This is a genomic window from Methylotenera sp. 1P/1 (assembly GCF_000384355.1).
Classification (GTDB): domain Bacteria; phylum Pseudomonadota; class Gammaproteobacteria; order Burkholderiales; family Methylophilaceae; genus Methylophilus.
Genome location: NZ_ARWC01000001.1, coordinates 996,783 through 1,021,251 on the forward strand (window position 1 = coordinate 996,783; position 24,469 = coordinate 1,021,251).

Annotated in this window: 23 protein-coding genes; 5 read left to right on the forward strand and 18 right to left on the reverse strand. The window is 47.3% G+C overall.

Features of this window, described 5'->3' with window-relative positions; all coding sequences use genetic code 11:
• Positions 1-5 precede the first annotated feature (5 nt).
• The 4 genes from A3Q3_RS0104745 to corA are packed head-to-tail and all read left to right on the forward strand — an operon-like array spanning position 6 to position 4,335.
• Positions 6-1,772, forward strand: coding sequence for a glutamine--tRNA ligase/YqeY domain fusion protein (locus tag A3Q3_RS0104745; RefSeq protein ID WP_020182428.1), 1,767 nt, complete (start codon positions 6-8; stop codon positions 1,770-1,772).
• On the forward strand, positions 1,772-2,611 hold the full coding sequence (locus A3Q3_RS0104750; RefSeq protein WP_020182429.1) for a putative phage abortive infection protein: 840 nt from the start codon (positions 1,772-1,774) through the stop codon (positions 2,609-2,611). Before A3Q3_RS0104745 ends, A3Q3_RS0104750 begins: the two co-directional genes overlap by 1 nt.
• Positions 2,608-3,195 carry a flavin reductase family protein gene (locus A3Q3_RS0104755; protein WP_020182430.1) on the forward strand — a complete coding sequence of 196 codons (588 nt, stop codon included), beginning with the start codon at positions 2,608-2,610 and terminating at the stop codon, positions 3,193-3,195. The genes A3Q3_RS0104750 and A3Q3_RS0104755 overlap by 4 nt, the downstream gene beginning before the upstream one ends.
• Positions 3,196-3,213: 18 nt before the next feature.
• Positions 3,214-4,335 (forward strand): magnesium/cobalt transporter CorA, encoded by a 1,122-nt coding sequence (gene corA, locus A3Q3_RS0104760; RefSeq protein ID WP_020182431.1) that lies wholly within the window; start codon positions 3,214-3,216, stop codon positions 4,333-4,335.
• Positions 4,336-4,346: 11 nt separating this feature from the next.
• Here corA and msrA read toward each other — a convergent pair whose 3' ends face one another.
• A complete protein-coding gene (gene msrA, locus A3Q3_RS0104765) occupies positions 4,347-4,883 on the reverse strand; it encodes a peptide-methionine (S)-S-oxide reductase MsrA (RefSeq protein ID WP_026361761.1) in 537 nt (178 codons plus the stop codon).
• A 92-nt stretch (positions 4,884-4,975) separates the two neighbouring features.
• On the opposite strand from msrA, the gene A3Q3_RS0104770 reads away from it, so the two are divergent.
• Positions 4,976-6,202 (forward strand): DNA-directed DNA polymerase, encoded by a 1,227-nt coding sequence (locus tag A3Q3_RS0104770; protein WP_020182433.1) that lies wholly within the window; start codon positions 4,976-4,978, stop codon positions 6,200-6,202.
• Positions 6,203-6,204: 2 nt separating this feature from the next.
• Here the strand turns inward: A3Q3_RS0104770 and A3Q3_RS13655 are convergent, their stop codons facing one another.
• From A3Q3_RS13655 to A3Q3_RS0104855, 17 genes are all read right to left on the reverse strand, one after another.
• The gene (locus A3Q3_RS13655; RefSeq protein ID WP_020182434.1) at positions 6,205-6,696 is read right to left on the reverse strand and encodes a hypothetical protein; all 492 of its coding nucleotides are present in this window, start codon (positions 6,694-6,696) and stop codon (positions 6,205-6,207) included.
• 127 nt (positions 6,697-6,823) lie between these two features.
• Positions 6,824-7,315: a hypothetical protein gene (locus tag A3Q3_RS0104780; RefSeq protein WP_020182435.1), complete on the reverse strand. Its 492-nt coding sequence runs from the start codon at positions 7,313-7,315 to the stop codon at positions 6,824-6,826.
• The gene (locus A3Q3_RS0104785) at positions 7,302-7,688 is read right to left on the reverse strand and encodes a type II secretion system protein (RefSeq protein ID WP_020182436.1); all 387 of its coding nucleotides are present in this window, start codon (positions 7,686-7,688) and stop codon (positions 7,302-7,304) included. The genes A3Q3_RS0104780 and A3Q3_RS0104785 overlap by 14 nt, the downstream gene beginning before the upstream one ends.
• Positions 7,682-8,173, reverse strand: a complete 492-nt coding sequence (locus tag A3Q3_RS0104790) for a prepilin-type N-terminal cleavage/methylation domain-containing protein (RefSeq protein ID WP_020182437.1) — start codon at positions 8,171-8,173, stop codon at positions 7,682-7,684. Before A3Q3_RS0104790 ends, A3Q3_RS0104785 begins: the two co-directional genes overlap by 7 nt.
• Entirely contained in the window at positions 8,173-10,098 is a 1,926-nt protein-coding gene (locus A3Q3_RS0104795; RefSeq protein WP_232418363.1) for a type II and III secretion system protein, read from the reverse strand. Before A3Q3_RS0104795 ends, A3Q3_RS0104790 begins: the two co-directional genes overlap by 1 nt.
• 81 nt (positions 10,099-10,179) lie before the next feature.
• The gene (locus A3Q3_RS0104800) at positions 10,180-10,665 is read right to left on the reverse strand and encodes a hypothetical protein (protein WP_020182439.1); all 486 of its coding nucleotides are present in this window, start codon (positions 10,663-10,665) and stop codon (positions 10,180-10,182) included.
• Entirely contained in the window at positions 10,665-11,210 is a 546-nt protein-coding gene (locus A3Q3_RS0104805; protein WP_020182440.1) for a hypothetical protein, read from the reverse strand. Before A3Q3_RS0104805 ends, A3Q3_RS0104800 begins: the two co-directional genes overlap by 1 nt.
• Complete coding sequence (locus A3Q3_RS0104810) at positions 11,198-11,704, reverse strand: hypothetical protein (protein WP_033424937.1); 507 nt, start codon at positions 11,702-11,704, stop codon at positions 11,198-11,200. Before A3Q3_RS0104810 ends, A3Q3_RS0104805 begins: the two co-directional genes overlap by 13 nt.
• A 2-nt stretch (positions 11,705-11,706) precedes the next feature.
• The gene (locus tag A3Q3_RS0104815) at positions 11,707-12,594 is read right to left on the reverse strand and encodes a hypothetical protein (protein WP_157355049.1); all 888 of its coding nucleotides are present in this window, start codon (positions 12,592-12,594) and stop codon (positions 11,707-11,709) included.
• The gene (locus A3Q3_RS0104820; RefSeq protein WP_051086441.1) at positions 12,575-14,308 is read right to left on the reverse strand and encodes a GspE/PulE family protein; all 1,734 of its coding nucleotides are present in this window, start codon (positions 14,306-14,308) and stop codon (positions 12,575-12,577) included. The genes A3Q3_RS0104815 and A3Q3_RS0104820 overlap by 20 nt, the downstream gene beginning before the upstream one ends.
• 20 nt (positions 14,309-14,328) lie before the next feature.
• Positions 14,329-15,525, reverse strand: coding sequence for a type II secretion system F family protein (locus tag A3Q3_RS0104825; protein ID WP_020182444.1), 1,197 nt, complete (start codon positions 15,523-15,525; stop codon positions 14,329-14,331).
• 21 nt (positions 15,526-15,546) lie between these two features.
• A complete protein-coding gene (gspG, locus tag A3Q3_RS0104830; RefSeq protein WP_020182445.1) occupies positions 15,547-15,975 on the reverse strand; it encodes a type II secretion system major pseudopilin GspG in 429 nt (142 codons plus the stop codon).
• Positions 15,950-17,317 carry a TolC family outer membrane protein gene (locus A3Q3_RS0104835; protein WP_020182446.1) on the reverse strand — a complete coding sequence of 456 codons (1,368 nt, stop codon included), beginning with the start codon at positions 17,315-17,317 and terminating at the stop codon, positions 15,950-15,952. The genes gspG and A3Q3_RS0104835 overlap by 26 nt, the downstream gene beginning before the upstream one ends.
• Positions 17,318-17,319: 2 nt before the next feature.
• A complete protein-coding gene (locus A3Q3_RS0104840; RefSeq protein WP_232418365.1) occupies positions 17,320-18,714 on the reverse strand; it encodes an HlyD family type I secretion periplasmic adaptor subunit in 1,395 nt (464 codons plus the stop codon).
• A gap of 4 nt (positions 18,715-18,718) precedes the next feature.
• Positions 18,719-20,467, reverse strand: a complete 1,749-nt coding sequence (locus A3Q3_RS0104845; protein ID WP_020182448.1) for a type I secretion system permease/ATPase — start codon at positions 20,465-20,467, stop codon at positions 18,719-18,721.
• A complete protein-coding gene (locus tag A3Q3_RS13660; protein WP_020182449.1) occupies positions 20,464-22,170 on the reverse strand; it encodes a type I secretion system permease/ATPase in 1,707 nt (568 codons plus the stop codon). Before A3Q3_RS13660 ends, A3Q3_RS0104845 begins: the two co-directional genes overlap by 4 nt.
• A gap of 65 nt (positions 22,171-22,235) precedes the next feature.
• Positions 22,236-24,389, reverse strand: coding sequence for a calcium-binding protein (locus A3Q3_RS0104855; protein ID WP_020182450.1), 2,154 nt, complete (start codon positions 24,387-24,389; stop codon positions 22,236-22,238).
• Between the last annotated feature and the right edge of the window lie 80 nt (positions 24,390-24,469).

Genomic DNA, 24,469 nt, shown 5'->3' on the forward strand with positions numbered 1-24,469 from the left:
TCATTATGTCAGCAGAAAAAGAAAATATCCCGTCAGGTTCCAATTTTATCCGTGCCATTATCGAAAAAGATTTGGAGCAGCACAAATTTAATCACAAAAAATGGGCAGGTAGCCCAGGTGGTGCTGAACATCAAAAAGCTGGCCAAGTAGATACGGCCAAAATCCGCACGCGCTTTCCGCCAGAGCCCAATGGTTACTTACATATCGGCCATGCCAAAAGTATTTTTTTAAACTTTGGTTTGGCGCGCGATTACGAAGGCATTTGCCATCTACGCTTTGACGATACCAACCCGGAAAAAGAAAGCCAAGAATACGTAGATAGCATCTCCGAGATGGTGAGCTGGCTTGGGTTTGGCTGGGAGAATGGCAAAGAGAATAACCTCTACTTTGCCTCTGATTATTTTGATTTTATGTACCAATCGGCAGAAGCGCTGATTACGCACGGCCATGCCTATGTCGATGCACAAACTGCCGAAGAAATGCGTATTAACCGTGGCTCACTGACTGAAGCTGGTAAAGACTCACCATACCGTAACCGTAGTGTGGAGGAAAACTTAACACTGTTCCGCGAGATGCGTGACGGTAAGCACCCAGACGGCAGCTTGGTATTGCGCGCAAAAATTGATATGGCATCGCCCAATATCAATATGCGTGACCCAGCCATTTACCGCATTCGCCGTGCGCACCACCACAACACTGGCGATGCATGGTGCATTTACCCCATGTACACCTTTGCGCACCCGATTGAAGATGCGCTGGAACAAATCACACACTCCATCTGTACGCTGGAATTTGAAGACCAACGCCCGTTTTATGATTGGCTGATGGAACGCTTGGTGGAAGCAGGTTTGCTCAGTAACCCAGTGCCGCATCAATACGAATTTGCACGCTTAAACCTCACCTACGTGGTACTTTCTAAACGCAAACTGATTCAACTGGTAGAAGAAAAACACGTGAGCGGCTGGGATGACCCACGCTTACCTACGCTGGCAGGCGCGCGCCGCCGTGGCTACACGCCAGCAGGGTTTAAATTATTTACCGACCGTATTGGCGTGAGCAAGGCCGATTCTTGGATTGAATACACCATTTTGGAAGACTGCATGCGTGAGGTGTTGAATATAGACGCCGAGCGCCGCATTGCCGTACTCGACCCTATTAAACTGGTGATTGATAACTATGACGATAATAAGTCTGAAGATTGCTTTGCGCCTAACCACCCACTTAAACCAGAGTTAGGCAAACGCACTATTCAACTCTCCAAAGAGTTATGGATAGAGCGCGAAGACTTTATGGAAGTACCGAGCAAAGGCTTTTTCCGACTCACGCCCGATGGCATGGTGCGCTTGCGCTATGGCTATGTGGTGAAATGCACGGGCTGCGAAAAAGACGCACAAGGCAATGTCACTGTGGTGCATTGTGAATACCTACCCGATACCAAATCTGGCACACCAGGTTCAGATAGCGTGAAAGTCAAAGGCAATATCCATTGGGTGAGCGCCGCGCATGCGTATGAGGCTGACATTAGAATGTACGACCGCCTATTTAAAGAAGCTAATCCGGGTAGCGGTGATAGAGACTTTTTAGATGACATCAATCCAAACTCAGTCACCACCATCAAGGCACAGCTAGAACTCGCTTTAAAAGACGCCAATCCCGCCGAGAGCTTTCAATTTGAACGCCATGGCTACTTTGTGGCAGATAGAAAAGACAGCGTAGCAGGTAAACCAGTATTTAATAGAACGGTGACACTCAGAGATGCTTGGCAGAAGTAATGACTAAACCTGCTGACAAATTCGATAAGATAGTAGAAGCGTATATTAAATATGTGCCCTACTTCGGCGTAACATTTATCGTACTTGTACTGGCATTTTATATATACCCAAGAGGCGGCTATTCGATTGGCACTAATCCTGCTTTTTGGGGAGCGTTTGGTGATTACGTAGGAGGAATACTAAATCCTATATTCGGGTTTATTACTTTGCTTGGTTTAGTAATAACCGTAGGCTTACAAAAGCAAATACTCGATGTTCAAAAACAAGAATTAGCTGAAACTAAAAATGAACTAGCCAAATCTGCAAAAGCTTTAGAAATTCAAAACAAAACGATGCTTACTCAGAGTTTTGAAAATATCTTTTTCCAAATGCTTTCTAAACAGACTAATCTTTTAGATAAATTATACTTCTCAGGTCATGCGGGCTTGCCTTCATCAAGTGGTATCGATGCAGCAATAAACTTAGCTCATGCTATGACAGCTTCTATGCGTAAAACGCCTGATCACATAAATGCATATGAATATCTGTATAAAAGAGACAACGTAACTCTTGGGCCGTATTTCAGGAATCTATTCCATACATTAAAGTTAATTGATGAATCTCTGGTATTAAGTGAGGAAGAAAAACTAAAGTACTCGAGTTTGGCTAGAGCACAATTAACTAGCGCAGAATTAACATTAATTTTTTATAATTGCTTAACTTCATATGGTGTAGGACTCAGGCCATACGTAATTAAATATAGGCTTTTAAAGCATATTGACCCTGCTCAACTTTATTCACCTGACTGGATTGAAAACTTTAACTTTTATCCACCAGAAACTTTTCAAGCAAGAAATTGAATTCCGTTAATCTTAAAAACGCCTACCGCCTTCTCAACCACGGCCCCACCACGCTCATCACCTCTGCCCACAACGGCAAGCGCAATATCATGGCGGCCGCTTGGGCATGTGCGTTAGATTTTGACCCGCCCAAAGTGACGGTGGTGATTGATAAAAACACCTATACACGCGAGCTGATTGAGGCCTCTGGCACGTTTGCCATTAACCTGCCTTGTGTGGCGCAGATTGATTTAGTGCAGAAGCTAGGTAACAGCTCTGGCGGAGATTTACCCGATACAGATAAATTTGCAGTCCACAATTTAACTACCTTTGATGCACAGCAGATTACCGTACCACTACTTGAAGGCTGTGTGGCTTGGCTGGAATGCAAAATCATCCCCGAGCCACATAACCAAAATACGTATGATTTATTTATTGCGGAAGTGGTCTCAGCGTATGCGGATGAACGCGTGTTCTCTAACGGGCGTTGGCATTTTGAGGGGGATGACCAAGAAACTTTGGATAAGTTACGTACCATCCACCACGTAGCAGGCGGCGCTTTTTTTGCGACAGGCCAAGCCATACAAGCTGGTCAACCCGATTAATTTTGTTAGGCTATAGGCATGAAAAAAACGCGCGCGAATAAGCTAAAAAAGCTCTCTAAAAAAATTGGCATGCCTCCGGGCAGCCTGATGTACATTGGCGATGAAGATACAAAAGCCATCAAACCCACCATTACCAAAATGGTGTACACCGCTGATGAGTTGGTAGAGTGCCAGTTAGATGCTGCGACATTAGCCAGCTTTAAGCCTGACCCGAATAAAAAGCTGTGGCTGAATATGCATGGCGTGCACGATGCAGAACTCATTAAACAGGTAGGCAAGCTGTTTCAGCTACACCCACTGGTGATGGAAGATATTTTGAACACCGAGCAGCGCCCGAAACTGGATGAGTTTGAGGATTATCTGTTTTTGGAAACCCGCCATTTTCATTACGATAAAGAGGCAATGGCGGTGAACTCCGAGCAAATCAGCATGATACTAAGCAAAAATGTGTTGCTCACCTTTCAAGAGCGCCCTACCGGTGCATTTGAGCCTGTGCGTGAGCGTTTGCGCACCAGCAAATCGCAAATCCGCACTTTGGGCGTCGATTACCTGGCCTATGCTTTGTTAGATAGCGTGGTGGATAGGTACTTTCATGTGCTGGAGGATGTGAGTGAGGCCAGCGAGCATTTGGAGCAACAAATTCTGACCAAGCCGAGCAATACTGATTTACAAAACATTCACCAATTGAAGCATGTAAGTATTGAATTGCGACGTGCCGTGTGGCCGCTGAGAGAGGTGGTGAATGGTTTGATTCGCAATGAAAAGAACTTGTTTAATCAGGCAACCCTGCCGTATCTGCGCGATGTGTATGACCATACCATCAGTTTTATTGAGGCACTGGAATCGATACGCGATTCACTGGTGGGATTGATGGATATTTATATGGCCAGCATGAGCCAGCGTGTAAACCTTGAATTACGCGCACTGACAGTAGTGACCATGCTATTTATGCCAGCCACGCTAATTACCGGCATATTTGGGATGAACTTTGACAATATGCCGTTTATTAAAGACAAAGATGGCTTTTGGTTTGCCATTGGCATTATGCTGATTATTGCCTTTTTGATGCTGCTGATTTTCTGGCGCCGGCAATGGGTAAACCGTAGCATTTTCTCTGCCGATGACGTGAACAACCGTTAAAAAAACCGACGCTATTTAAGCCATTGCGCGTATTTTTGGCGTATTTTGGCTGCCTTAGGCGCAGCCACTGCCACACAGTATGGCTGCGTAGGGTTTTTGGCAAAGTAATACTGGTGATAATCTTCTGCCGGATAAAACGTGGTGGCGGGCACCACTTCCGTCACAATCGGCGCGCTGTATACATGCGCTTCATCAAACTCTTGAATGATCTGTAATGCACTTTCACGCTGCGCTTCATCCAAATAAAAAATCGCCGAACGATATTGGGTGCCTACATCTGCGCCTTGGCGGTTAGGTGTGGTGGGATCATGCGCAACCAAAAACACCTCTACTAATTGTCCGTAGCTAATCTCCGCCGCGTTAAAGTGAATTTGTATGCCTTCTGCATGGCCGGTATCGCCATTACAAATGGTTTTGTAGGTCGGGTTAGGTGTATGGCCGCCAATATAACCAGAAACCACTTTGCTAACGCCTTTTAACTGTGTAAATACAGGCTCTGTGCACCAGAAACAACCCCCGGCAAAAATAGCAATTTGTTCGTTACGCATATCCATTTACCCTTTAAAATAAATAACTCAATTCCGTATTGCTTAGTCTGTTTTGTAGTCAAATCATTGCATATCTTTTTAAAATAATTAGCATGACCTTAAACGCTCTATATGTCGATTTCAACTCTTATTTTGCTTCTGTAGAACAGCAGCTCCGACCAGAGCTGCGCGGTAAACCTATTGGCGTATTGGCAGTGCTGGCAGAAACCACCTGCTGTATTGCCGCCAGCAATGAAGCTAAGGCCTTTGGCGTTAAAACCGGCACGATGGTGCGTGATGCACGTAAGTTATGCAAAGACATTATTTTTGTGGAGGCACGCCCGCCGTTGTATGTGGAGCTTCACCACAAACTGATTGCAATAGTGGAAAGCTGCACACATGTAGAAAAAGTGTTATCGATTGATGAAATGGTGTGCAAACTAACCGGCAGCCAAAAAGTAACAGAAAACGCACTTGCGCTTGCCGCCAAAATAAAGCGCGCAGTTTATAAGCAATATCCTTACATTCTGTGCTCTATTGGCATTGCGCCCAATACATTCTTAGCCAAAACCGCATCCAATATGCAGAAGCCTAATGGTTGTGTGGTGATTGAAGCGAGTGACATTCCCCATAAGCTATATCCGCTTAAATTGCGCAGCTTAAATGGCATTGGCCGCCAAATGGAAGAACGGCTCCAGCGCTACAAAATTCATACGGTGGAGCAATTATATGCACTGAACCGCGACCAATTGCGTAGTGCTTGGGGCAGTATTGAAGGCGAGCGTTATTACGATAAGCTCCGCGGCATAGAGCCTTACTACGTAAAAAATGCGCGTAGCAGCTTAGGCCATTCTCACGTATTGCCGCCAGAACAGCGCAATATTGCGGGCGCAAAGGCGGTATTACATCGCTTATTGCAAAAAGCCGCCATGCGCATGCGCAGCTATGCCCTATTGACCACACGGATTAGCGTCAAAGTAAAGTTTAGAGATCACCCTAGCTTTTATGGCGAAAGCGGCATCTCCGCAACCGATAACACCTTATCGCTTATACAATCTTTAGAAACCTTATGGCAACGCTACCCGCAGCACCTGACAGAGCCAGTGGCGGTAGGGGTAAGTTTTAGCGGGCTATCTAACACCAACGAAGCCGCTTACGATTTATTTGCGGAAAAGCCTGCCGAGACAGAGACGAAGCTGAACAAAGCCATGGATATGCTCAACTTGAAGTATGGGAAAAACACCGTGTATTTTGCGGGCGCGCATCAGGCGCTGAAAAGCGCACCCATGCGCATTGCGTTCAACCATATCCCCGATGTGGTGGTTGAGGATGACGAATAACTTTAATTGCAGCGACTGAGCGGCTCAGTATCTTTACCGCGGCTCAAATCATCGTTAACTCTACGCATGCTCAAGTCTTTGGAGTAATCACCTCGTGTTAGCTCTGCCGTACGCTTGCCAAAAGACAAATCTGCGGTGTGAGCACCGCGCGATAGGTCATCTCTTTTTTTGCTGAACACCAAGTCTTGCGTATAAGCCCCACGGCTTAATACATCGTCATAGCGGCGCATCGATAAATCAGGAGAATACTGCCCATGTGTCAGCGGCACATTGATTTTACTAAAGGTTAAATCATCACGCCGATGACTCGCACTGAGCTCGTCTGTTTTACGGCCCATAGATAAATCATCCAGTACGCGGTTATAGCTAAGGTTGTCTTGCGGACATTTGCTATTGTGCGATGTGCATGCAACACAGGCCTGTAAGTCTGCATCGCCAGCATTTGCAAGCGGCTGTAGCAGTATACTTAAACAAAAAAACGTGATGACTCTCATCCGCTTATCTCCAGTGAGCGATAGTTGACTATACCGCGCACTTTTCGCAATTTCAAGTTTATCTCTGTTTAACACCTTGGTTAAGTGATTCGCTGTTGTACTTTAGCTGCTACCCTAGAGTGCTGTCCTAGGGCACAGCAATCGCTTCCGGGATGTATGCAAAATACCATTCGCCATAATATTTTTTATTATTCAGATGGCGCAGATGTGGGCGAAATCCGGCAATTTTAAAAGGTGGTTTATCTGACAAACTATATACGCCCATGATGCCGCCACTCGGTGCTTCCACAATACCCCAACCTTCGCGTTGGGTAATCGGGTCTGTATATAGCTTGCGTATATGTTTTCTAGGGGTGGGGAAACGGTTGTCGGATAATAAAGCTTCCAGATTGGGTGGGTATTCTTTAATCACACTGGGGCTTTGGTTATAGTAGCGTCCAATGGCCAACCGATAGGCCTCTCCTACTCGAATAAGCCCCTGCTCTCTTTCTCGTTGTACAGCATCACGCCACTTCACGCCCGCTTGTGCCAGCGCAATACCACTCATCATAATCAACAGCAGCAGGCCAATTAAAATAAACCCACTGGCTTGGTCTAGCGCTGGCTTACCATGTTGCATAGGCAGTACCATCCTCTGCAATCTCGGCCGAGCCACTATAAATATCCGCTACAGCCCCCTGCTCATTTGGATCCGCCGGCGGCGTAATGATCCAAGTTAAGCTGCTATCAGTGATAGGGTCTGGCGGGATACTCCGCAGATATTTGTATTGCACTAACTCTTCTAGTGTATTGGGGTAGGTATTTCTATCGCTGTAAAACTTATCAATCGCTTCACGCATGGTATTTAAATCGTGCTTGAGTGTCGTTTCTTTAGATTGCGTTAAGTAGTGAAAGAAGCGTGGCGACACCACGCTTAATAACGTGGCAATAATGGCCAGCACGACTAAAATCTCGACCAGAGTAAATGCTTTGAGATGTTTTTTGGTTACCATGTGTTATACGGCTGCTGATTAATACCCAACTGTGTTGAGCGTGAAGAAATATCATAGACATCTGTGGCAAGTTCGCCTTGCGTACCATCGTAGGCGCGCACCAGCCAGGTTTCCTCATTCGAGATTTCCGGATTTTCTGCAAAAGGGTCTCTTGGAATACGTCGCAAAAAAACCAACTTCTTCTTGGCTGGATCCTGACTGTTTTCAACCCCATTGGCCAATGCGCGCAGCGTAGGCGGATAACCATTGTCGTTCTGGTTTTTTTTGATCAAACCGTCATCCGCTGCCTGCTTGTAAGCGTCAACCGCATCCCGCATTTGCCACAACATTCTGCGTAACTCTTGCTCTTTTTGTCGCTTGGCATTGATCTGCACCATAGGGGTTGCCGCCGACACCAATAACGCCAGCAAGGCCAACGCCACCAGCAATTCCACCAAGGTAAACCCTTGATAACGGTGCGATTGATGTCTAAGGTATAGCATCATTATGGGTTAACTGGCGTGGTAGAAACGGCTGGGTTAAACAACTGATTGGCAAAGTCTGCATCGGTTCTTGCCTGCCCTGATTGCGTGGCTTGTGGTGTGGCGACAGGTGGTGGAGTGACCTCTACGCCAACCACAGCTGGTCTGGCCGAGTTCACGGTTGCGCTATGGTTCACACCAGAAGGGAATAAAGTATAGGTGGCGCTTGCCGGTAAAATATTGTGCAAAATCCGTGGCGTAATCAGCAGCACTATCTCGTTCTTGCGCTTGTCATTGCTATCGTTACTGAACAACTTACCAATGATAGGCAAGCTGCCTAAACCGGGTAACTTTCTTTTGGTTTTTTGCTCATCATCGCGAAATAAGCCCGCCAGTATCTGTGTCTCATTATTTTTCAATTGCAGGGTAGTATTGGCGTTGCGACTACCTATGGTATAAGCCAGTACGCCGTTATCGGTTCTCACTTGGTCGGTGATATTGCTGACCTCCATCCCCACTTTAATGCTGACCTGATCTTGCAGTTGCACCACAGGCTCTACATCTAGCTTAATGCCCACCTCAATGTAATTCACCGTTTGCGACACAAAGCCCTGTGCATTGGCAATACTGGTCAGCACCGGTATTTTGTCACCCACATGAATTTTTGCCCTGTCGCGATTTTTAACGCGAATCTTTGGGCTGGCGAGCAAATTGGTGTCGGTATCTTGATGCAATAAATTCAGCACGATGGCGGGATCGTTCACCGAGAACACGCCAAAATCCCCATTAAAATGACGCAACTCCGTCAGCGTTAATTTGCCAGCCTGAGGGATGACGCCGCCAGCATTGCCAATGGCATTGCCTTGTACACCTAATCCAATCTGGCTTGGATATTGGATGCCCAGCTGCTCCAGATTACGGCGATTAATTTCCATCACCTCTACTTCCAGCATCACTTCTGGCTCGTTCAAATCTTGCGAAGCAATCAGCTTTTCGGCAACCTTTACATTGTCCAATGTATCGCGCATCACTAGCGTATTCAGCTTTTCATCGATATACACATCTTTGGCCTTCAGCACCGTTTTTACCAAATTCAGCGCGCGTTTGGCATCCATATTGGCCAGATAAAAACTCCGCACAAATAGCTCTTCGTACTCTTGTGCGCGACTCAGTGGATAAATGAGCAAAGTATTTGCGTTTAATATTTTTTTACCTAACTGATGGCTGGTTAACATCACGTCAATCGCATCTTCAATCGGCGTATCACGTAAGAACAGGTTGACGCGTATCGCCTCGCTCAACTCTTGATCGTACGAAAAATTGAGATTTCCAGCTTTGCCGATATATTCAAATGCATTTTTAATGGGTGTGTTTTTCAACTCCAGCGAGATCGTTTTTTTAAACGATGACTGCATATTAGGCACCACGCCATGCTTACGGTTTTTATTTTGTTCCAACTGCTCATAAAGCGCTTTTGCCTCTTGGTGCAAAGAATTTTCTGCCAAAATCGTACGCAACAAATAGTCGGCCTTGGACATATCTTGAGCAGTGAAAGCAGCCTGCGCGCTACTCAACAAGGTGGCATGCTGATGGGCTAAACGTGTTTTCTGCAACCCTTCTGACGCGGCTTTGCTGGTAGGGTATTGTGCTAAGGCTTGCTGATAAGCCGCTTCCGCTTCTGTATATTGTTGCGCGGCATACAAAGCATCTGCGCGTTGAATCACGGTGGTCTCTTGCTTATCCTGCAAGATTTTGAGCCAGTTTTTATACTGAGGATTATCTGGGTTCTGCGCTACCAGCGTCGTCAAGTCTTGCACGGCCTGATCGTAACTGCCCTGTGCAATTAAACGTTTAACACCCTCGAACTGCGTATCGGGTTGCTGTACCCGCGGCATATCCGCGCAACTGACTAACAACAACCCCATTGCAACTACTGCATATTTATTCATTAAAACGCTACTCCACTGTTTGATCATTCATGTGTGATCACTCATTTGCCTAAATGCTAATTCGCCCGAATACTAGTTTGCTCAATTGCCTAAAGACTCATTTACCAATTTAAGTGTGTGCTGTATTTTTCCGTTCTGCAGCACAAGCAAACTTTCTGTCAAACGACGGACTTTCCAACCGTTCGCAAAGTGATCTCCTTCGCGTAACGAAAACTGGTTGGTGCCATCGGTTAAAAACACTACCCACTGCCTACCATCCAATACCCGGCCATCATAAGTGTATGGATTCACTGGTTCCGGAATGCTCACTGGCGCAGTAGCTGTATCCATTTGCATGGTCAGTGGGCTAAACAAATCCACCGGTGGCGAGGTGTCAGCCTGACGTAACAAGGGCTGGGGGCGCTGGGTGTCCTGCGCTGTTAATACCGTTGGTACTTTGTGAGCCAATACCGCATGAGTTGACCTAACATCGGCAACCGGAGAAGCCTCCTGCTCTTGTCGATCAACCCACCAGCAGGCAACCAATGTCAGTGCCAACCCCACCCAAACCATCAATTGTCTGGACATTACGGCTGACCCTTACGCAAATAAAGGGTGAACTCAATTTGCGATTCCACTTGGTCACGCGTTGCATCATCGCGCTGCAATTTAAATTCGGTCAGCGCCAGACTGGGGTACGCATTGAGTAATGTGTTTAAAAATTGACGAATCTGAATGTAGTTACCTTTTAAAGGCAGCTTGATGTGTTGCACCACCAAATGCGCGTCATCGACTGGAATAGACTTAAACTCAGCATGTTCAAATACCATGCCGAGGCTATCAGCCGACCGTAGTATTTGTGCGCTGATTGCATCTGCCTGACGCTCATCCGGTAGCAGGTTATAAAATTTCTGCGTCAGCGCTGATGGCTTCTCTTTTGCCGTACTAGGCGCTAATGTGGGCAATGGCTGGCTCAGTTCGCTTTGAAGCTTGGTATGGCTTTGTAACGCTACCAGCACAAATATCAATACTACAACAGCGGCAAAGAGCATGCCGATGCCCAATTTGGTGTAAGTGTCCGTGTAACGGATTTTGTAGATGGCCGATTGTAGCTTTAGCGCTAAATATCCCATAAGGCCTCCACTTCAAAAGCAACCACTGGCATCCCATTCAAATGGGTGGATTCACTCGACTTTAGCTTCACTTCTTTCATCATGCCGAGTTGGCGCAGCCCTTCCATATAAGCCCAAATAGCTTCACGGTTGGTGGCCAAGAGCCTCAATTGAATGAGTTTTCTTTTCCACTGCGGGTCAAGCGACATCAGCCTAATATCGTCTCTATGTATGGATTCCATGCCTTTGAGCAACCCCGACCAAGGCAGAATAATATGGAGAATGGCTTGCTGTGCAGCTGCGCTCTCAGGCTTATGCACCACCACCTCAGCTGCGGATACTTTCTGCCGCAACTGATCGGCACGTAGTGTTAATCTTGCTTGGAGCATGTCGTTTTCGGCCAGTATTTTCTGCTGCCAAACCAACGTCATCAATAAAGCAAGCAGACCTAAAGTTAATACCACATAGCCGCCTGGCGTCGCTTGATGGCTGCGAATATGATTGAGTTCGAGCATGTTCATAGCGCACGACTTACTAATGAAGTTTGTGGATAACGGGGTGATACCGCCTGTGGTGGATGCAAGTCAATCACGCGGTATTGCGGAAGCTTGATGTTGCTTGCTACTTCAACATTGCTATCAACAAACACCGGCATGTTTGCTGTGTCTGGCGCGATGACAGACTCCCGGACAATCCACTTTTCTATCTGAATCGCAGCGGATGACTCCATGGGCATGCTATGCACAGCACGCCATATACCAGCCTCCATGCGCGCAATGGTGAATCGTGTAGGCTCAAGGCAAACAATCCACCCATGTGCTGGCAAACGATGTTGATGCATATGCGCCAACGCTTTATTGGCAGTGAGCATGAATTGCGGATACACCGCCTGGAGCGGCATGTTGGCCTTAGCAAATGCACTTTCCAGCCCACTCAACAAGGTCTGGTGGATTGCGCTGGCTAATGCAGGCTGTCTGTAGCCCGCGTGATGCGCTGTCGTATGCCAATCTGCACTGGCATCACCATAACTTTGCCCAAACAAGTGCGTCATGTACGCCTGCATTTCTGGCCTAGTGTTGATGGCATCACTCCAAGGGATCACCAGATAGCGGCTAAACAGGTTAGCTAAAATTACAACCGGCACCACTGGCTTACCTTGGTATTTTTCCAAAATGCTTTCAAGCGCAGCAAAGAGCGTTGGAGATGCCTCCATACTTTCCACTGGGTTTAATAAATCCAGCTGTTCGTGGGCCACAATCTCCGGTTTAAACCCTTGCAGTATCGATCGCTTGATCAGGAACACTTCAATGCAGTCAGCGGACAGCACCACTCTGAGCTCTGGCCTGAATAGCATGGCAAGGCTAGCCGGGCAATTAAGAAATAGATCAGACCAAGGAAGTAACACGGTTCATCTCCTGTAGTGTGGTTTCGCCAGCCTTCACCATATCCATACCCGCTTCACGCATGCTACGTGTACCATTGGTTCTAGCCATTTCCTTCAACTTACTAATCGGTTCTTTAGCAACAATCAGCTCACGAATTTTGTCGTTAAAACATAACAGCTCGGCAATCCCTTTACGTCCTTTGTAGCCGCTGCCGTGGCACTGCCCACAACCCTGCCCTTTTTTAAATTGAAAATGGCGCACAGCATCAGGATCCAATCCTGATTTTTTCAGTAATAGTTCGTCCGGTTGGTCATCCACTTTGCAGTGCGGGCAAATCACTCTGACCAAACGCTGCGCCAATATGCCGTTAATGGCGGAGACAAAGCTATAGGCATCTACCCCCATATTGGTAAAACGCCCAATCACATCAAATACATTATTGGCATGCACGGTGGTGAGCACCAAGTGGCCAGTCAAAGCCGATTGCACTGCGATTTGTGCAGTTTCACCATCGCGAATCTCGCCGACCATGATTTTGTCAGGATCGTGACGCAAGATTGAACGCAGACCACGCGCGAAGGTAAGCCCTTTTTTCTCGTTCACGGGAATTTGCAGCACACCGGGCAATTGATACTCCACCGGGTCTTCAATGGTGATGATTTTGTCCTGCCCACTGTTGATTTCAGAAATAATGCCGTAGAGCGTGGTGGTTTTTCCGCTACCGGTAGGGCCAGTGACTAACAACATGCCATAAGGCTCTTCGGCCAATGTACGGATGCTTTCCAGCATATTGGGTGCAAAGCCTAGTACATCCAAGCTCAGGCCTTGTGCCTCATCGCTCAAGGCTTTTCTGTCAAGGACACGCAATACGGCGTCTTCCCCAAATACGCTGGGCATAATCGATACGCGCAAGTCAATTTCACGCGGCTTACTATCACCCAGCTTGGCCTGCACCTTAAAGCGGCCATCTTGTGGAATACGGCGCTCAGCAATGTCGAGTTCCGACATCACCTTGATTCTGGAAATCGCCTGTTCGGCTTGCGTTAAGCCAGCAATGCCGCCAACCTCAGTCAACACACCATCAATGCGGTATTTCACCTGTAGCCCCTGCGGGCTGGTTTCTAGATGGATATCACTGGCGCCTGCTTTCAGCGCATCGTAAAGGGTTGAGCGTACAAACTTGACAACTGGGCTAGTGTCTTCGCTAATGGACTTTAAAGAGAGCTCTTCAATAGATTCCCCATCTTCGCTTTGTGTTGCATGCACATGCGCGACATTATCCAGCGCGCGCATAGTGATTTCATGATGCTGCAAATAAGCGGCTATGTCGTCAGTATGTGCCAGCGCCCAACGTACAGGCTGTTTGATATAAGTATCTAGCTGCGTGGGTAGTAATGCATCAAATGGGTCGGCACATACAATAGTGAGTACACCATCTTGCGCACTCAGCAGAACACAATGCAATCGGCTAGCCTCAGTAAACGGCAAGAGGTTAAACTGCGGTTGCAGCGCATGCAAATCAAGCGCAGCAAGTACCGGATATTGCATCAGCCTGCCCAGCGCACGTACAAAACCATCGGCTGGTAAACCGCTTTGTTCCTCTAATACATTTAATAGCGGCCTACCGGTTTCACCCGCCATCCTCCGTGCATCTTGTAACTGCTGTGCAGTAATAGCGGCCGTCTCATCCTGCAAGGCTACATGGGGGAAAGTCACCACTTGCGCAGAAGGCATTTGCTTAATGTTGACCGAACTCACTCTATCCCTCCTGCCAGTTCAAAAATAGGCATGTACATCAGCACCACCACCAACCCAACAATCAACCCAATGACTACCATCAATGCAGGTTCAAGCAGCTTGCTCAGCCATTCCACTTTGCGTGCAGTTTCTTCATCATAAAATGCGCCAATACGTTCCAGCATCTCGTCCATACGGCCGGTGCGCTCACCTACCCGTAACATGCGATTAGAAATAGAGGTCGTCATGCCATGCTGCTCCATAGCCATGGATAATGGCTTGCCGTCTTTCACATCATGGATAGCCTTTTTAAGTGCGATTTGCAGATTGGCGAGCAATAACGATTGCACCATCTGCATGGCCGTGGTGAGCGGAATACCGCCTTGCAGTAGCATGCCCAATGTGCGGTAAAACCGTGCTAATTGATAAATACGGATGGCTTCACCCATGGTTGGGATTTGCCATATTTTTTTAGCTATCCAAGCCCGGACGGCTGATCGAGACAACAAGAACATCAGCCCGGCACTGCTTGCCAAGGTAACCATGAGCACTTCTGAGCCATGCGTTTGCAACAGTTGCCCCCACTTGAGCAACATCTGACTTGCCCAAGGTAAATTTTGCCCGGTATTCTCGTAAATGCCGCTGAATCTAGGAATCACATAGCCCAATAAAAACAGTACGACCAATCCGCCCACCACCATCAGCAACGATGGATAAATGGAAGCGGCAATGATTTTTTTACGCACCGCATCCACCTGTGTTTGATAAGCCACATGCCGGCGCAATGCCTGCGGCATATCGCCAGTGCGTTCACTAGCCCGGATCAGCGCCACATACAGTGCGGTAAATGTTTCTGGCAAGCGCTCTAGCGCCTGGGACAGCGGCAACCCTTCGTACAGCGCCACTTTCATTTGCTTAAAAACAGCCACCGATTGCACCTGCTGTTCTTTTTCAGACAATGCTTCAATGGCTTCCATCAGGCTCATGCCAGACTCCAGCAATGCCAGCAACTCTTGGCTAAACAACATGACATTGAAGGTATGTTTCTCAAATCGAAACGCTGTGATATCTGCCAACTTGAAGCCAGCGCGCTGAATGCTCAGAATCTGCAAACCCTGCGATTCAGCTAGTTGCTTTGCCGCACTGACATTTGGTGCCTCTAATGCCAACGCGCTGACCTGGCTGCCCTGCATGACTTTCAGCTCAAATTTCATGGCAATACCCGTATGGCATGATTACCAGTTCCCAACATCTGTATCCGCATCTAGGCCACCAGCCTGACCATCGTTACCCAAGGTCCAGACATCGTAATCGCCATGCTCGCCCGGGTATTTATATTGGTAAGCCCTACCCCAAGGGTCATTGGGGACCTTTTTAGCAAGATAAGGGCCGTGCCACTTATTTTCTCCACTAGGTGCGCTGGTAAGTGCGGCCAAGCCCTGCTCAATGGTTGGGTAATGCCCCATATCCAAACGATAGGTATCGAGCGCTTTTGCCAGCGCCTCGACTTGTGCTTTGGCAGCTTTGGTTTCAGATTTACCCAATTGCGCAAAATATTTAGGGCCAACATACCCTGCCAGCAAGCCAATAATGACCATGACCACCAATAGCTCTAGCAATGTGAACCCTAAATGATGGCTACTGGATACTGGCTTGTGTTTCATGTTGGTTCCTTGGGGTTGTGGTAATAAACATCGCACTAATTTTTGTCAGCTCGCCTTGATTCAACAAGCCGCTGCTAAACTTTAAATTGACCAGATCATTGATCAGGCTATATTGCGATTTAGTGAGCTCAAGCTGATTGCTGAATAATTTCTGTTGTGCATCCAGCACTTCAATATTGGTTTTAAACCCGGTAATGAATCCTTTTTGTGTACCTTCCATCGCCACACGGGATGATTTGACGGCTTGCTGATACGCATTGATGGTTTGAAACTGCGTTTCTACACTGTTGTAGTATTTGCGTACCTGATACTCCACCTCACGCGTTTTGGCGGTCAGGGATTCTTCGGCTGCTGTCAGCTTATTGGCGGCCTGCCGTACATTGGCACTCACATATCCACCAGCAAACAAAGGCACATTCATCTGTAAAGCCACAGTTGTTGTATCAAAGCGAGAGCCCAAGGTGTTGTTACTATCATTCTCGCTGTAAGAACGTGCACCCACCAGATCCAATGTTGGGTAATGCCCGGCACGCCTTTTTTCGAGCTCCTGTTTTGCTACTTCAAGCGTATGTGTCGCCGCCGATATTTCCGGGTTATGTTGGATTGCCATTTCCAGCCAATACGCTATGTTCTCTTCCTTGGGCAAACTGATAGGCAACTTAGAAACCATCAGCTCTGCCGATAACGGGCTGGTTTCTCCTGTGAGTATTTGCAGCGTATTCAAATGCTCGTTCAAGTCGTTTCCAGCCTGTATGGTTTCTACATTGGCAATATCCAGATTGGTTTGCGCTTCGTTGATTTCCACCACAGTACCGCTACCTTGTGTGTATCGCTTCTCTGCTTGGCGCAGTTGTTGGCTAACCGCTGCTACCTTGGCATTGAGCAAATTGACCTTGGCGCGGGCATACAATATCTCTAAATAAGTTGACGTGAGTTTGAGTATCAATTTTGCATTTTCTTGACGCAATAGTGACTCTTGCGCACTGACAAAAGACTTTGCGCCACCGTAAATAGCCCAAGTTTCTTTATTAAAAATGGGCTGGCGTACCGTCAATCCATAATTCTCTAATCGGTAATCTAAGTTAGTTTCTATCGCACCAATGGCGGTTTGCGTGGTTCTATCGGTAATACCACGACCACGTGAAAGCGCCATCTGCACTTTGGGGTAGAACAAGGCTTTGGCTTTATTCAACTCTTCCCTGTCGGCTTCGGTATTTACTAAGGCCGCACGGTAATCGGCATTGTGTTCCACCGCTTTTTGATACAGGCTGTTTAGGTCTTCTTCTGCCCACGCTTGCTGGCCAATACACCATAGCAATACCATGACACTGATTCGCCACATCGTTATTCTTCCTTCATCGAGGCAGCAATGCGCTTACTGAGGGGATGCATCAAATACGCAAACAACGTGCGTTCGCCGGTTTTAATCACCACCTGCACCGGCATGCCGGGTTGTAGTTGATGCCCTTTTAAATCCTGCATGCCTTTCGGTGTAATAGAAACGCGGGCTAGATAATAAGTCGTTCCGCCATCTAGCGTGCCGGCTGGTTTGGTGAGCAAGTCTTTAGAGATTGTCATCAGCTTGCCTTCGGCCAATAATTGCGGGCTATTAGCAAAGGTCGAAAACCTAACATCGGCCGCCAACCCCACTCTGATCTTGTCTATCAGGTGTGGCTGAATTTGCGCATCAATAATCAATGGCTCGCCCGATGGCACAATATCCATTAACTTTTGGCCAGCCTGAATGACCGCACCTACGGTATGTACTTGCAAGCCGACGACTTGGCCAGAAGCCGGTGCCCGAATCTCGGTACGTGCCAACTCCTCTTGTAACGACTTTACCTTTTGCGCATCAGACTCTACTTGCAACCGCACTTGCGCCATGTCGCCATCTGTCTCTTTTTTCTCTGTTTGGATGCGCGTAGTGATTTGCTGGTTAAGTTCTAAAATCGCTTTATTGGCGCGCAAGATATTGGCTTTGGTATTGGCAATGTCGCCATATACTGCGGCCACCTTTTGCTCAAGATCGTTCTGCTGATTACGTGGCGCAAACCCCTCTTTGGTGAGCTCTTTGATACCGTTTAGTTGGTCTTGCAATAGCGCCAGCTGCGCTTGCTGGCTGGTGAGCACCCCTTCATACCCTTCAATCAGCGCCTTCTGCCCAGCAATGGATTCGCGTCTTGCCGCAGTATCAGAGGCCAATGCGCTACGCCGCGCCATTAACAGTTGAGATTGATTCTGCATGTGTTGCTGTATCAGCGGGTCTGTCTGCTGTGCCTTTAAATCCGGATGAAACTGAATCGAGGTCAAGCCAGCTTTTTCTGCCTGCAAACGTCCCTCTTGCGCACGCAACCCAGCATAGCGCTGCCTAATTTCTTCGTAACGCGCTTTCGTACTGGTATCGTCCAGCTTAAACAGCAAATCGCCCTGATGTACCTCTTGCCCTTCTCGCACCCATAGCTGGCTGACCATGCCACCGTTCAAGTGCTGCACTACTTTGTGATTCGTTTCTACGCTCACCACACCTTCTGTCGGCACCCCTTCGTCCAACGGCGCCCATATTGCCCAAGCCAGAAACCCAAGCAACCCGATGAGCAACACCCATACGCCTCTGCGTGTATGGTGGTGTACTTGTACGTATTGCTCAATGGAATGCACATTTTGCGGAGCCTGCACGGTTTCTGAAGCTGATTTGGCTGAAGCTATGTTGGCTGAAGCTATACTGGATTGTGTAGTCATAGTGTTATGTTGCATTCGCGACTGAAATGGTTTGAAGTTGGTTGAGATACGCGATGCCCGCGTCTCTTGGCCCGCAATGTGCGACCTCGCCCTGTTTTAAAATCAACAGGTCATCGGTCACCTTTAATAAGCTGGAGCGATGTGAGATCAATACAATGGTTTTTTGCTTGGCCTTGAGCGTTTGCAGTGCCTGCATCAAGCTGGCTTCGCCAAACTCATCCAAGCTGGCATTGGGCTCATCCAGCACAATCAAAGCAGACTCTTTGTAAATGGCTCTTGCCAAGCCAATGAGCTGCCGTTGCCCACCAGACAATGGTGCACCATGCTCATCTAAGCGTGTGTCATAGCCTTGTGGCAGATGCAATATAGATTCATGCATGCCCACCGCTTTGCATGCGGCGATAATATGTTCTGTCTCCAGCAAGCCAAAGCGCGCAACGTTTTCTGCGATGGTGCCCTCCAACAATGACACCCGTTGTGGCAAATAGCCCACGCTTGTATAGGCTGAGAGCCCGGCCTGGGTCTGTATCAATTGTTTGCCAAGCAGATACTGCCCACTTTCCGGCGTGACCAGCCCAACCAAGGTACGCGCTAGCGTGCTTTTGCCAGAGCCGGATGGCCCCATGACATTTAAGATACGCCCCGGCACAATTGTCATTGAAATATGTTTAAGCACTTCAGCATCGCCCAACTTCACGCTTAACGCTTTCAGTTCGATGTGATTAGCCGAATCAGCATGTGGCGCAGACGTACTTGGATGTATCTGTAAGTGTTGGTCATGCAAATGCTGGCGCTGCCGAGCTAATAAATCGCTTAGATTGCCCGCTGCGGTTTTTGCCGTGATGTATTGCCGCCAAGTATGCACAATCACATCAAACGGTTGCAGCGCACGCGCAATCAATACGTTAGAGGCAATCATGGAACCCACACTAATCTCACCGCGGATAGTCAGCACAGCAGCAATGGCCAGCATGAGCGACTGCATGGTGTAGCGCACAAATTTGTTTATAAACTGGCTACGGTTTTGTATTTGTTGAACACGCGCGTCTTGCTCACCCAATTGACGGTTTAATGCTTGCCAACGTTGAAACAACGCATTGAACATACCCATGACATGGCTGGTTTGTAGATGGCGAATTTTGTGATGTAAAAACAGGTCCGTTTGTTGCTGCGCCGCTGCATAACCCTGCAATGGCACTTGGCTTTGCCGCTGATTCCATAACGCAAGCACACACTGAATCAGGCAAAACACTACGGCGGTGGCCCCTAATACCGGGCTCAAAATAAACAATACGGCAATGTAGATCACACTCCACGGCATATCAAAAAATGCAAACAAACCATTGCCCGTCATAAACTGCCTCACGGCAGTTAAGTCTTTTAAGGCTTGCGCCGGTGCTTGTAAAGTGTGTCCGGCCGTAGAAAATGCTGCACCAAACACTTGCTTGCCACAAGTCATATCAAAGCGTACACCGGCTTTAATCGCATGCATCGAGCGAATCCACTCGGCCAAGGCCATCAGCGCAATCAAAAACACGGTCATGCATGTCACCGCAATCAGCGTAAGCGTGTTGCGACTCACCATGACGCGATCGTAAAGTTGCAGCATATAAATGGTGGGTACCAACATCAGCATGTTGGTCAGCATGCTTAACCACGCCATGTGCACAAAGGTTTGCTTAAATGGCTTCAGTAGCAAACTTGCATCCACTTTACTGTCAGACTGAAATAGATACGCTAAGACCTTGCTCATTTGCTGGCCACCTTTCCGCTTGGCGTTTGAAAGCTGGTCAATACCTCTTTAGGTTTACCAAAGCGTATCATCTGCCCTTGCATCATCACTAGCATCCAATCCGCTACGCTCAAGATATGCTGCAGGTGGCTGATGACGACAAACGTAGTACCTTGTTGCTTCATGCTAGCAATAGCGTGATATAGCGCTTTCTCGCCAGCAGTGTCCAGATTTGCATTGGGCTCATCTAGCACGACCACTTTGGGCGCACCATACAATGCGCGCGCTAGGCCAATCAATTGACGCTCGCCACCTGAAAGATAAGCGGCTTCGTGCCCAATCACTGTGTCTAGGCCATTGGGGAACCGGCTCAGCAATTCATTCAAGCCCAATAAAGTCACGACGTCATGCATCGCCTGCTCGTGATGCGCACCAAACCTGCAAATATTCTCGGCAATCGTACCGTCGAACAAATCGACTTCTTGCGATAAATAGCCAATGTGTGGCCCTAGCGATTGCTTGTTCCAAGCATAGACATCGACGCCATCTAAACGCACACGACCGGAAGTGGGCGGCAATAAGCCCACCAGTAATTTACCCAGTGTAGTTTTGCCAGAGGCTGATGCACCTGCAATGACTAGCACATTGCCCGGTGCTAATTGAAATTGCACATTGCGGATAAATAACGCTTGCGACAAGCTATCTACTGCATAGCTCACGTTGTCCATTGTGACTTCACCGCTGGGGGCTGGCAATGTCATGCCTGTCATCTTGGCTTCTGCCCTAGCGAATAAGCTTTCTAGGCGGATATAGGATGCTTTGGCTTGTACCAGCATTTTCCAGTGGCTGACCAATTGCACCAAAGGCGCCAGCACGCGCGCAGCCAGAATGGAGGCCACAATCATCATCGCCCCACCATTGAGCAGTTCACCCGCAATCATCAGATAACACGCCACGCCTAAAATCACACTGCTTTGCAGCGTTTGTAAAAACTTGGAGACAGCCGCATTTTTACCAGCCAGCTCAGAAGCCTGTGCCTGATTCCATAAAAAGCCGTGTTGGCTTTGCAACCATTTTTGCTGAATAGGCGCCAGCATATCCATGACTGTCACAACATCGCTATGCTGTGTCACGCTACTAAAATAACGCTGGGATTCAATGGCATGCTCGTTCGCCAGTTTCATTTGCGGCTCTATATGCAATTGACTATTGAGCGTAATGAATAACTGAATCGCTAGGCCGAGTAGGGTTAACACACCTAATACCGGGTGAATTAAAAAGACCACCACTAAAAAAATCAAACAGAATGGTGCATCCATCAGGCCTAAAAACGCAGAAGAATTTAATGTGTTTTTAAGGCTGGAGAAATCGGAAAAGACTTGCTGGATAGGGAAAGCCGGATTGCTTAACTTTGCGGCAAAACTGCTTTCGAACAACCTAGCCTGAAGGCTTTGTTCAAAGGTGTTTGCTGCGGCCTGTAGCATTTTTCTGCGCTGCCATTCTAGTGCTTCCATCACCACATAAATAAAGGTGACCAGCACAGTGAGCATTGCTAACGTAGTGATATTGCGGCTGTTGATGACGCGGTCATACACCTCCAACATATACCAGGAGGGTGCCAGCACCATTAGGCTAGTAAAAAAGCCAAACACAAATACTTTGCGCCAAATAGGCCAAAGCAAAGGCAAGGTCTGCTTAATCGTCTGCGGTTGCGACAACATCATGTTCACGAGGGATAACTATTTAACATGTGGGTGCAGGCAAGTTGCCTTGCCCGCGCCCTATCGCATTAAGCAATAATAAAGTCAGAAGTAGACAAGGTGCTTACGCCTGTCAACACTGCAATATTCACTGCCGCTCCGGCACCATTACCATCCGCATCGTAACTCAGCGTTTTGCTCGTGGTGTTGTATACCAGATAGTCATTTGCATCTTGTGCAGTACCGCTTGCATTCACACGCAGCATGCTTGAGTTAAAGCCAGCCAATTGGCTGTACTGATCCAAATGCAATTCCAACTTATCCGTACCACGGGTAAAGTCAGTAATCGTATCTACACCTGTCAGGTTAAAAGCTGTGTTGGTATACGTTTGCACGCTGGTAGATGAACCAGTAACGACTTGCTCATACACTTTGCCAAATACAAACTTATCCGCACCGCCATTACCAGTCAGCGTATCGTTACCGCCATTGCCCACAAACACATCGGCTTTGCTGGTACCAATAAATTTCTGTGTATTAGCGTTACCTTCAAAACGTAAACCGTTAGTCGTTACACCAGAAGCATCGACAACTACGTTATTGATGGTGCCGCTGTTATTACCCAAGGTATTTGATAAGTCAGAAACAGAGCTATTGGCACGATGGTAATAGTGGTCATTCAATAATTGAAGCGCTGAATCTTCCACATTCAAACGACCAACCGTACCACCCACTTGTACCACTTCCATGGATTGGAAGTTAGCGTTATTGAGCACAATCGTACCATTGGCTTGTGTGTTAGCGCCAATGCCGGTAGTAATACGCAATGTATCTACACCTGCACCACCCACAATCAAATCATGGTTAGCACCGGTAGCAATCCACTCTTTATTGCCATCATCCGCTTTAGAAGTTGTGCCTTGTACGCCACTGCCAAAACCACCGATGAGGAAAATGTCGTCACCATCTTCACCATACAATTTATCGGCACCACCGTGACCCACTAACAAATCATTACCATCGTTTGCGTAGTAAGTGTCATCACCTAAGCGCATCGTTGCATTGTCTACGCCTTCACTACCATACACAGTCTCGCTGGCACCAGCTGATTCATTGGCACCATCAATGCGCGTATAGCTACCAGCTTCACCTTCGCTGGCATCGTAAATCATATCGACGTTATGGAATAAATTAGCGATTGAATAGTCATCAAACTCAAGCGCAGCAGCATCGTAAGTCACAGGTGTAGCACCTACAATGGTAGCGGCTGGCTCAAATGTGGTTTCTTCATACTCCAGCTCAACAGTGACGGTTTCGGCATCACCACCAGCAACACCGTAAATGTGTAAACCTGGATTGATAAATTCACGATCCAAAGACTCACCATTATTTTCTAATTGCTCAGCTGAAAGAGTAATGTTGACACCATCTGCCAATTCAATGCGTTCAATTCCAGAAAATTGGATTTCCTCATATTCACCACTTTCTGTAAATTCAATAGTGTCTACCGCGTTGTAACCGGCAATAGTCGTAGCGAATGTGCTAATCGCACTAGATCCAGGCCTTGTTACAATATTCAAACGAACATCAGTTTCGGTTTGTTCAGCAATTTCTTGGTCCTCAAGCTCGACGAATTCATTGTTGACGGTATCAAATACATAAAGCTCTTCTGTCTCTTCGTCTTCCTCAACTTCAACATAACGAGCTTCATCACCAGCATTATCAAATTCTGAAACACCGCCATCAATCACTATATTTTCGCCATCTTCGCCAATCACGAAAGTATCATTACCGTCACTGCCAATTAAGATATCGTTAGAAGTTGCTAAATACAAGTCGCCTACCACCGTCTCATCACCAAGTGAGCTTTCCGTGCCAGAAATGAAATCAAAGCCATCTCCGCCATTCATTACATCATCACCTTCGCCTCCATAAATAGCGTCGTCTCCAGCCCCACCAAGTAAAACATCATTACCGTCATCACCAAATAAATTGTCAATACCATCACCGCCGTACGCTACATCATTACCTTCGCCTAAAATAATATAGTCATCACCAGCCCCTCCGTAAACGGCATCATTGCCTTCACCACCAAGTATAAGGTCATTACCAGACCCACCCCAGATAGCATCATTTCCTTCAGCACCATCAATAAAGTTACCTAGATTATTACCAATAATTAAATCATCGCTAGACGTCCCTGTATATTCAGTTTCTGTCGCGTTAAATTGTTTATAAGCCATATCAATACTCCTAAAATTAATTTAATCCACAGCGAATTAATCGCTAATTCGCTGTGGTATTTTTTGTTCAATAATTAAGT

Excerpts from the sequence above, each read along its gene's own strand:
- A3Q3_RS0104745 (WP_020182428.1), top strand. The coding sequence starts at position 6 with ATGTCAGCAGAAAAAGAAAATATCCCGTCAGGTTCCAATTTTATCCGT.
- A3Q3_RS0104750 (WP_020182429.1), top strand. The coding sequence starts at position 1,772 with ATGACTAAACCTGCTGACAAATTCGATAAGATAGTAGAAGCGTATATT.
- corA (WP_020182431.1), top strand. The coding sequence starts at position 3,214 with ATGAAAAAAACGCGCGCGAATAAGCTAAAAAAGCTCTCTAAAAAAATT.
- msrA (WP_026361761.1), bottom strand. The coding sequence starts at position 4,883 with ATGCGTAACGAACAAATTGCTATTTTTGCCGGGGGTTGTTTCTGGTGC.
- A3Q3_RS0104770 (WP_020182433.1), top strand. The coding sequence starts at position 4,976 with ATGACCTTAAACGCTCTATATGTCGATTTCAACTCTTATTTTGCTTCT.
- A3Q3_RS13655 (WP_020182434.1), bottom strand. The coding sequence starts at position 6,696 with ATGAGAGTCATCACGTTTTTTTGTTTAAGTATACTGCTACAGCCGCTT.
- A3Q3_RS0104780 (WP_020182435.1), bottom strand. The coding sequence starts at position 7,315 with ATGCAACATGGTAAGCCAGCGCTAGACCAAGCCAGTGGGTTTATTTTA.
- A3Q3_RS0104785 (WP_020182436.1), bottom strand. The coding sequence starts at position 7,688 with ATGGTAACCAAAAAACATCTCAAAGCATTTACTCTGGTCGAGATTTTA.
- A3Q3_RS0104790 (WP_020182437.1), bottom strand. The coding sequence starts at position 8,173 with ATGATGCTATACCTTAGACATCAATCGCACCGTTATCAAGGGTTTACC.
- A3Q3_RS0104795 (WP_232418363.1), bottom strand. The coding sequence starts at position 10,098 with ATGAATAAATATGCAGTAGTTGCAATGGGGTTGTTGTTAGTCAGTTGC.
- A3Q3_RS0104800 (WP_020182439.1), bottom strand. The coding sequence starts at position 10,665 with ATGTCCAGACAATTGATGGTTTGGGTGGGGTTGGCACTGACATTGGTT.
- A3Q3_RS0104805 (WP_020182440.1), bottom strand. The coding sequence starts at position 11,210 with ATGGGATATTTAGCGCTAAAGCTACAATCGGCCATCTACAAAATCCGT.
- A3Q3_RS0104810 (WP_033424937.1), bottom strand. The coding sequence starts at position 11,704 with ATGCTCGAACTCAATCATATTCGCAGCCATCAAGCGACGCCAGGCGGC.
- A3Q3_RS0104820 (WP_051086441.1), bottom strand. The coding sequence starts at position 14,308 with ATGCCTTCTGCGCAAGTGGTGACTTTCCCCCATGTAGCCTTGCAGGAT.
- A3Q3_RS0104825 (WP_020182444.1), bottom strand. The coding sequence starts at position 15,525 with ATGAAATTTGAGCTGAAAGTCATGCAGGGCAGCCAGGTCAGCGCGTTG.
- gspG (WP_020182445.1), bottom strand. The coding sequence starts at position 15,975 with ATGAAACACAAGCCAGTATCCAGTAGCCATCATTTAGGGTTCACATTG.
- A3Q3_RS0104835 (WP_020182446.1), bottom strand. The coding sequence starts at position 17,317 with ATGTGGCGAATCAGTGTCATGGTATTGCTATGGTGTATTGGCCAGCAA.
- A3Q3_RS0104840 (WP_232418365.1), bottom strand. The coding sequence starts at position 18,714 with ATGACTACACAATCCAGTATAGCTTCAGCCAACATAGCTTCAGCCAAA.
- A3Q3_RS0104845 (WP_020182448.1), bottom strand. The coding sequence starts at position 20,467 with ATGAGCAAGGTCTTAGCGTATCTATTTCAGTCTGACAGTAAAGTGGAT.
- A3Q3_RS13660 (WP_020182449.1), bottom strand. The coding sequence starts at position 22,170 with ATGATGTTGTCGCAACCGCAGACGATTAAGCAGACCTTGCCTTTGCTT.
- A3Q3_RS0104855 (WP_020182450.1), bottom strand. The coding sequence starts at position 24,389 with ATGGCTTATAAACAATTTAACGCGACAGAAACTGAATATACAGGGACG.